The following is a 5513-nucleotide window of genomic DNA, read 5'->3' on the forward strand; positions in this document are numbered from 1 at the left end:
ATTTTGTCAAGCCTAAATAAAAAAGACACCTATACTTTTTGTATAAATGTCTCTCATCTATTTTTCTTTAACTTAATAACATTGGGTGAACAGTACAGAATATGATGAGCCTTCCGGATTGAGAACATTCGGGTATGGTCTAAGGGCTGAAGATTGGCAGCGTATTGATGATTAACGGAAAAAGGCCTGTCTCTTTGCGAATATTGTAGACAGGATAGTCAGATATTAACGGATGTGTGTGATATGGACCGAAAAAGTCCGTGGCAGGATACAAAAAAAACTTCGTTACGATCGCTGCGTACCATAGTTATCGAAGTCCTGATTTTCATGTTAGCGGTATACAAATATAATATAAAGCTTTGAGACGATCCTTACTTTATAGGTTTTTATACATGATAGGTCTACAGTTCTCCGCCCGATAAATAATCAAGCTGATATTTATGATTTCCGCTTTATGTCTTATTCATGAAAAGCACCTGTTCCTTATTCACATTCGTATAGCTACGGGTAATTTGATCTCTGCTGCTTTTATGATAGATGAGATAACCTGCAGTATCCGTTTTAAAGGTCACCGTCAGCTCTTTTACTTTACAGGTGTGTATATGATCATCATCCGTTTCGCAGATACGTACATAATCCTCCAGTGCAGAATCCTCCAGTGCTTGTTCAAGGGCCTGTTTATCCCAGCGTATGGTGTTGAGGCCCAAAGACAGCAAACGGGTATCCGCTATCCTCACCTCTGCCATAAGCCCTGACTGCTTTGTCTGTTCGATATGAAATGCAGTGCCCTTTTCATCCGTAAAGGTGGCGCTGTATTCATAAGGGGCATATGCACTGCTTTCATCGTTTGGCTTTGCTGTAGTATCCTCACTGCTGCTGGATTTACGAATACTCATATCCACAAGCTGTCCTTTATCATTCTCCTGCTTTAAATGAAAGCTTTCTGCGTCTTCCAGCTTTTTTAACGCGGTATCCAGTTGTGCTACGGTATCCTTGTCTTTCTGAAATTCCTCTGCATCCCTGTCAGGCTGAGCACTGCATGCACAGCACAGCAGGAGCAGCATTATACAGTATCCAATTTTCTTCATAGTTATAGTATACATTTGCATGTCGGTTAAAAACGCCACGCACTCCTTCTTTCCTTTATTGTACACAAGGATAGCTGAATTGTCTTCCATTTATTAGCTATACTCTGTCAGCTGTTTTTAATCAGAGGCTGATCCTATTATGGATACCGCTGTATGTAACTCCTCGTAGTATGGCGACATCTTCCGTATACTGCGGCAGCTACGGCTTTATAATAGGATAAAACTGATTAGACAAGAAAGTTTTTCAATATTTTTATTCTATAGATAACTATTATGGTAAAATGAGTTCATAGGAATCGGGAAAATGAAAGGAGACGCCAATGAAAAATATTCTTGTGATACAAGGTGGAGGTCGAGTTAATGGAAATACAAGTCAATTAGTAGATTCGTTTATTCAAGGAGCAAAAGAGGCAGGACACATTGTTGAAAAAATTTCTCTTAATACAATAGAAGTACGGGGTTGTATAGGGTGCAATGCCTGTCGTCATGAAAAAGAATGTGTATAAAAGGATGGGTTTATGGAACTTATTCCAAAATTAAAACTGCTGATTTAATCGTTTTTGCATCTCCCTTATTATTCTGGACACTCTCTTCTAAAATCAAGGCATTTATCGAGAGGTTTTATTGTATTGCAGAGGAAGACCCAAATCCGCCTTTGGGACGATATGAAAGGTATCCGATAAAAGATGCCGCTTTACTTATGACATCTGCAGATAATTTCTTTTGGACATATGAACAGGCGGTATCTTATTACAATTTTGCAATCATAAATTATATTGGCTTTAATGATAAAGGTATGTTACTAGCTGATGGATGTGGGGGAACATCCGGAAAACCTCAAATTGATAAAACACACCATCTTATAAAAGCCTATAATTTTGGAAAAAGTATTTATAGTGAATAGTACAACTTCGAGATTGCAGATTTATAAAATTAGAAGTTGAAGAGGTGATTAGGATAATGAAATTAGGTACAACGTATATATGTGTAGAGAATATGAAAAAGTCAATGAATTTTTATGAACTGCTTTTACAATCGAAACCTATATATACCAACGACGATAGGTGGGTTACATTTGATTGTGGAAATAGTATTTCATTATACAATAAAGCGTTTGATGAAAAGCTACTAGAAAAAGCTGGTGAGGAATGCTTTAATCAAGCCTACATTGATGATTTTTATAAAGAAGATTCAGGTAAAAAGAACAATATTATAATTTTGAATTTTGAGGTTGAAAATTTAAAGTTAGAGCATGAGCGGTTAAAATTTTTACATATTGGAGAAGTATCCCAAATGATGTATGTAAATGTTCATCTTCCGTATTGGTACTTTAACATTAAAGACCCTGATGGAAATATTCTTGAAATAGCTGAAATTGATTGTTGATTTCTTACTCTAGTGAACAGTTATAAACAAGACAACTTAGAAATTATGGAGAAGAATAAAAATGAATAAATATATTAAAAGCAATTTGTTTGTTATTAGTATTATAGTATTTCTCGGTTTGATCACTATGCTATTTAATACTCTTAACTATATTGAAAGACGAATATTTGGAATAACGATTAGTATTATTGAGGTGAGTATTGTGTTCATTTTATCTAAAAGACAAAATTTAAGTTTAAAGGATATGGGGATAATCAAACCAATCAAGCCAATTGCATGGATTGTAGGAATTATAGTAGCTTTAATCCCTATGTTTTTAATGATTGTGTTGAATTGTGGTAATCTTGATACTATGTTTCCACCAAAAACTTCTCTAACAATCTGCATTACACAAACCATTTATTATTTTCTCATTGTTGCACCTTCAGAAGAAATTATATTTAGAGGATTTTTATTAGAAAATTTTAATAAACACTATAATGAAAATATTAGTATCCTATTGACCTCTTTTGTATTTGCATTAGTTCATGTCTATAATGGAAGTATCATGAATGTTGTAATAGCTTTTGTTATCTCTTTACTTTATTGTAAAGTGAAATTCAATTCTAATAATCGTTCTATTTTCCCATGTATGTTTGGACACGCCATAAACGACAGTTTAAATCTTGGATACCATATTTTATTTTGTAGTAATATCACGCTACAAATTCCAGTTTATCGAACTTATAACAAGGAATTATGGAGGTTGATAACGTGAATACACCTGTGTTAATAACAAAACGTTTGATTTTAAGAAAATTTACAGATAAGGATATGAAAGCTCTTTTTCTCATTTTGAAAGATGAGGAAGTCAATAAATTTTTACCATGGTATCCCTTGAAAAATTTAGAGGAAACAAGAAAATTTTATGAAGAAAGGTATGCTTTGAAATATGTACAGCCGCAGGCATATGCGTATGCAATCTGTTTAAAAGAAGATAATTTTCCTATAGGCTATGTCAATGTTGATATGGAAGAACATCATGACTTTGGTTATGGACTTCGTCAGGAGTTTTGGCATAGGGGAATTGTTACAGAAGCAGGGAAAGCAGTCATAGAGCAAGTGAAAAAAGATGGTTTGCCTTATATTACGGCAACGCACGATAAAAACAACCCGAGAAGTGGGAATGTTATGCGAAGGGTAGGGATGACATATCGTTATTCCTATGAAGAACAATGGCAGCCAAAAGATTTGCCTGTTATATTCAGAATGTATCAGCTCAATTTTGATGGTAATGAGGATTTTGTGTATAAAACGTATTGGAATATGTATAGCAATCATTTCATAGAGAAATTAGAATTTGATAAGAAATAATTATAATAGATTTTACTGTTTAATTCACATTGGTACGTATATAACAATAATTTTTTTTGTTAAGCATGCTGATGAAAAGCGACGTTCCAAAATACCTGAAAATCAAAGCAGAACAGGTAAATGGATTTTTCCTGCATAAAATCTTGCAATGCTTTACCGTCTTTATCGATCTCACGTTTCCTTCAGTTGTCTAAATCTATTCACTATGGAGTACCATAAGCTATAAACACAGAAGTGTGACATTATGAGAATTCAGCTTTTCAACACCCCTAAGACAGATTGTGAGTATTCCAATGATAATGTCAAAATGATATCAAAATAGAAATTTTAAGTAGCCGCCACCTTAATTTTATGATATAATGAATCCTGCAAATGATGTGCCCGTAGCTCAATTGGATAGAGTATCAGATTCCGATTCTGACGGTTGCAGGTTCGATCCCTGTCGGGTGCGCCAGAATATTATAGAAGCCCTGTTGTTCAGGGCTTTTTTCTATACCTTATACAATGTAATATCCAAGTATCATGGCTATGTTAGTATGTCCCATTAAATATAAGTGTTTGGATTCATTCTTTTGTTTGCCATATTCGTACAATAGGCTGTTTTTCTTGTCGTAAATCTGGCAAACTATCATTTTACCACCGGCTGTGTCGATACCGTTGTTTAGGTCTTTTATTATCTGTGCTTCTTTTGGCAAAATCTACATTATTCATTTCCAAAAAGTAATACATCAACAAAGTTTCTCAGTTACGTTCGGGTAACTGTTTCAAGGCTTCTGCCGATTCATCATAGACACGAATATCATTTTACCGCATACATTGAAAATCGTATAGTCTGTTTCGTAGTCGTCCCAGACAACCAAGTTTTCAACTATGATTTCTGGAAGTTCACAAAACGAAATTTTTTTTCTTTTCGCCGCTTCAATCTTGCTGATAGTCCTTAACAGCATGACGGACAACTTTCTTCAAACAACTGTCAAAACGACATTGAAGAGTTTTCTGGAAATCAGACAATTTCATCAATCCCACCCCTTCCGTTATGACGTGAAAAGTGTTTATCCCTCTTTCCGCACCATATAGGGAATGATTAGTGTGATTGGTTAAGTTGAAACCGGAAAAAATATGAAAAAATTTCTGCATTAAAAAAGCCCGCAAAAAGCATATAGTTTGTACGAGCCTTTAAACTGTATTGTGTTCATTTTCTAATGAAGTTTAATTATATCGTATTTGATTGTGTAGCATTGTACTTAAAGCTTTCCATAACGTTAATCCTCCTTAAAGCACTTTCTCAAGTATCTGGAAACATCATGTTAGACATACGGTATCTCAATAATCATATTAAAGTCTAATTATCTTTTTTACAGATTCTCTTTCTATACATCACTTCTAATATCACAAGAAATAAACCACTCATGATAAACAATGACATATAGAATTTCAAGTTCGTATTGTCTCCAGTTTTAGGAGTTAATACATCTTGATTTGGCGTATCAGTGATAACAGGAGTGTAAGGCTTATCAGGATTTTCAGGTTCTGGCGGTGTTACATCTTTTGCATTTATAAATACAGCCGTCCCTTTCACATCTTTTGTGATTGTTCCTGTATCATCTTTTTTAGAGGTTACATAGCCGTCCTGATTTTCTTCTGTTTCAGTTACTTCATAATCTATGCCTGCTGATAGATTGATTG

The 5513-nt window shown here is 34.4% G+C and carries 7 protein-coding genes, 1 tRNA gene and 1 pseudogene; 6 read left to right on the top strand and 3 right to left on the bottom strand.

What is annotated here, in order from left to right; all coding sequences use genetic code 11:
* Window positions 1-452: 452 nt before the first annotated feature.
* Window positions 453-1064, bottom strand: a complete 612-nt coding sequence (locus tag ACESPQ_RS18855) for a hypothetical protein (RefSeq protein WP_373144741.1) — start codon at window positions 1062-1064, stop codon at window positions 453-455.
* A gap of 344 nt (window positions 1065-1408) precedes the next feature.
* Here ACESPQ_RS18855 and ACESPQ_RS18860 point away from each other — a divergent pair, with 344 nt between their 5' ends.
* The 6 genes from ACESPQ_RS18860 (at window position 1409) to ACESPQ_RS18885 (ending at window position 4281) form a co-directional block, all read left to right on the top strand.
* Complete coding sequence (locus ACESPQ_RS18860; protein ID WP_257379631.1) at window positions 1409-1594, top strand: flavodoxin family protein; 186 nt, start codon at window positions 1409-1411, stop codon at window positions 1592-1594.
* Window positions 1585-1992: an NAD(P)H-dependent oxidoreductase gene (locus ACESPQ_RS18865; RefSeq protein ID WP_257379630.1), complete on the top strand. Its 408-nt coding sequence runs from the start codon at window positions 1585-1587 to the stop codon at window positions 1990-1992. The genes ACESPQ_RS18860 and ACESPQ_RS18865 overlap by 10 nt, the downstream gene beginning before the upstream one ends.
* 56 nt (window positions 1993-2048) lie before the next feature.
* Window positions 2049-2474: a VOC family protein gene (locus tag ACESPQ_RS18870; protein WP_118003317.1), complete on the top strand. Its 426-nt coding sequence runs from the start codon at window positions 2049-2051 to the stop codon at window positions 2472-2474.
* 61 nt (window positions 2475-2535) lie between these two features.
* Complete coding sequence (locus tag ACESPQ_RS18875; RefSeq protein WP_373144744.1) at window positions 2536-3231, top strand: CPBP family intramembrane glutamic endopeptidase; 696 nt, start codon at window positions 2536-2538, stop codon at window positions 3229-3231.
* Window positions 3228-3827, top strand: a complete 600-nt coding sequence (locus tag ACESPQ_RS18880; RefSeq protein WP_373144746.1) for a GNAT family N-acetyltransferase — start codon at window positions 3228-3230, stop codon at window positions 3825-3827. The genes ACESPQ_RS18875 and ACESPQ_RS18880 overlap by 4 nt, the downstream gene beginning before the upstream one ends.
* Window positions 3828-4204: 377 nt before the next feature.
* Window positions 4205-4281, top strand: a tRNA-Arg gene (locus tag ACESPQ_RS18885).
* A 179-nt stretch (window positions 4282-4460) separates the two neighbouring features.
* On the opposite strand, the pseudogene ACESPQ_RS18890 reads toward ACESPQ_RS18885, so the two are convergent.
* Both ACESPQ_RS18890 and ACESPQ_RS18895 read right to left on the bottom strand, forming a co-directional pair.
* A pseudogene (locus ACESPQ_RS18890) lies at window positions 4461-4844 on the bottom strand (sigma-70 family RNA polymerase sigma factor).
* A 325-nt stretch (window positions 4845-5169) separates the two neighbouring features.
* The coding region (locus tag ACESPQ_RS18895) for a DUF7601 domain-containing protein (RefSeq protein ID WP_373144747.1) at window positions 5170-5513 on the bottom strand (344 nt) is incomplete at its 5' end.

This window comes from Clostridium sp. HGF2 (genome assembly GCF_964240115.1).
In the GTDB taxonomy this organism is placed as follows: Bacteria; Bacillota_I; Bacilli_A; order Erysipelotrichales; family Erysipelotrichaceae; genus Clostridium_AQ; species Clostridium_AQ innocuum.

What these genes read in the sequence shown, in the direction of transcription:
- ACESPQ_RS18855 (WP_373144741.1), bottom strand. Translation starts at nt 1,064, where the DNA reads ATGCTGCTCCTGCTGTGCTGTGCATGCAGTGCTCAGCCTGACAGGGAT.
- ACESPQ_RS18860 (WP_257379631.1), top strand. Translation starts at nt 1,409, where the DNA reads ATGAAAAATATTCTTGTGATACAAGGTGGAGGTCGAGTTAATGGAAAT.
- ACESPQ_RS18865 (WP_257379630.1), top strand. Translation starts at nt 1,585, where the DNA reads ATGTGTATAAAAGGATGGGTTTATGGAACTTATTCCAAAATTAAAACT.
- ACESPQ_RS18870 (WP_118003317.1), top strand. Translation starts at nt 2,049, where the DNA reads ATGAAATTAGGTACAACGTATATATGTGTAGAGAATATGAAAAAGTCA.
- ACESPQ_RS18875 (WP_373144744.1), top strand. Translation starts at nt 2,536, where the DNA reads ATGAATAAATATATTAAAAGCAATTTGTTTGTTATTAGTATTATAGTA.